At 53.0% G+C, this 2,238-nt stretch carries 1 protein-coding gene and 1 pseudogene; one reads left to right on the top strand and one right to left on the bottom strand.

The features are described 5' to 3' along the window. The first annotated feature begins 398 nt into the window (after positions 1-398). A complete protein-coding gene (locus MB818_RS21785; protein ID WP_238906528.1) occupies positions 399-1,343 on the top strand; it encodes a hypothetical protein in 945 nt (314 codons plus the stop codon). A gap of 54 nt (positions 1,344-1,397) precedes the next feature. Here MB818_RS21785 and istA read toward each other — a convergent pair. Continuing rightward, positions 1,398-2,006 (bottom strand): annotated as a pseudogene (gene istA / locus MB818_RS21790) (IS21 family transposase); the annotation flags it as partial. Positions 2,007-2,238: the final 232 nt, after the last annotated feature.

The following is a 2,238-nucleotide window of genomic DNA, read 5'->3' on the forward strand; positions in this document are numbered from 1 at the left end:
CGGGATGGAGCAGCCAGGTAGCTCGTCAGGCTCATAACCTGAAGGTCGTAGGTTCAAATCCTACTCCCGCAACCAAAATACTACACAATATCAAATATATAAGTCGATGGTATTCCAGTACCGTTGACCTTCCTGCGCTTACATCAACGCCACATCAACTGACCTGCCCCCTGCGCGGGGTTTGGCATATGACTGAGAAACACGTCGGCGTTGGGGTGGACTCGCCCCCTCGGCGGCTGTGGTGTGCTAAGTAGCGGGTGACCCTGTACAGTGCAAACGAGACGCCACCATTCGGAAAATCTGTTGGCGCGAGACCCGATCGTGCCCATCGTGGAAGAGCTAGAACTCTAACAGCGGCCAATTAGGCGCTGAATAGAGAATTTTGATTGGAAATTGTTATGGTCACTTACTCGATGACGCCGGTGTCTGGCAGCGTGGATGAGGACGCCGGGTCGATCACCTTCACCATCACCCGCTCGGGCGATCTGCCTGCGGAGACGATCTACTTTTCAACCCTCACCAACGAGGGCTACTCCAACAACGGTGACTATACCGGGATCGTCAACCGAGCAGTGAACTTCAGTTTCGGCGTGAGCACCGCGACCGTCAGCATCACCGACGATAGCAGCGTGGAAAGCAATGAGCGCTTTGCCGGGATCATTCAGCGGAACAGTTCCGATCCGGTTTCCACGTACCTGGACCGCTCCACCTTCACCATTGTCAACGATGATGCGGCGCCAGTCCATTTACCCGGCCTTCCTCCTCCGGGAACCGGAGGTGTCGTCGAGTTTGATTTTGTTGTGCCAGAAGTTGATTGGTCAAACTTCGGCATTGATCCCATCACAGCGGGTTCTACACCCGCCAAATGTAGTGAACTAGACCCGGCTTGGGTCATCTGTGGGTTGGACCTTGATGATTTTGACAACTATTTGACCGGTGTCGGTGTAGCGCTCGGGATTTCGGAAGAATATTTGTCGTATTATCGTGAACTTTTTATTCAAGAGCCAATGCTGGAAATGATCCAGCTCTATTATTCGGATAACCTAGGCCCTCGAATTAATGGAATGTCGCCAAACGAGTTTCGTTCGATTGTTGCATCGGCTGACGAACTAGATTCATTCTTAGGGTTTCTTCAGGAGTCCGCAACGACACTTGGTACTGGACTTGACATTCTCAATATTTCCCTAACGGCTTGGGAAGCTTACTCTAACGACCAGACCGATTCAGTTGATGTTGGGGTCGAATCAATGAACGCCCTGATCGGCTGTCCGTCGTCAGAGTTTTCCGGACATCATGAGCGGTTTCGTATCGGAGGCTCTGGTTCGCTTTCTGTCAGAGTTTAGGCGGCAGCGGCTTGGTGCTGCAACCGGCGTTTTCGGATTGTCTGTTTCTTGATCTCCTCTCTCATCTTCACCAATCACCGCTGTCTTCATCCGGTCATACAGAATGTGCTCTGGCACTCCACCCATGGCCTCAAATGCCGCGATATGACAACGCATGACCGATTGCAGGTTTTGACTGGACACAAACCGACCCCAAAGCCAGCGTGAATGGCCAAGAACGATGGAAAACAGCCAGACCTTGCGCGTGACGCTGGGCTCATCGGTAAAGGAAACGCTGAACTCGGCAAAATCCACCTGCGCCTGTTGCCCAGGCGGTGTTTCAAAGCGGCGTTCGAACGGTGTTTGCTTTGACGGACGCACATCCCGCAGGAAATCTGTCACAGCCGTGTAGCTGCCCTCATATCCCATCGCCCGGATTTCGCGCAAAAGACGCGCGCCGCTCAAATCAGGAAAGGCAAGAACGCGGTCACGCAGAAAACCCTCAAACGGATCTATCAGACGCTCACGCGGCGCGCGCGGACCGTAAATCGGAGCGTCCAAACCGCGTTCGAGATATTTGCGAACTGTCTTGCGATCACAGCCCACCTTCCGGGCGATGGCTGAGATGCTCAAGCCTTGTTTATGTAAATCGTTGATCAAAACGATCTCCCTAATTCCCTGCACTCGATTGCCCCCGTCGTTCTCCATTGGGGCCATCAAGCTTGCTTCACCCGGCCACGCCAATTTTCGAATATTTGAGGTTCGAAAATCAGCGCAGCCGCGCACGTTGGGGAATTTTCAAACGGCGGTTTTTGGGGAGATTACGTCCGGCACTCATAGATGTAACGGCTGTAGTCGTCCAGGATTGTGCTGAGATAGAACCAACCCCAGCCGATCACCTTGAGATAGGTGAAGT

This window comes from Ruegeria alba, assembly GCF_022321465.1.
GTDB lineage: Bacteria > Pseudomonadota > Alphaproteobacteria > Rhodobacterales > Rhodobacteraceae > Ruegeria_B > Ruegeria_B alba.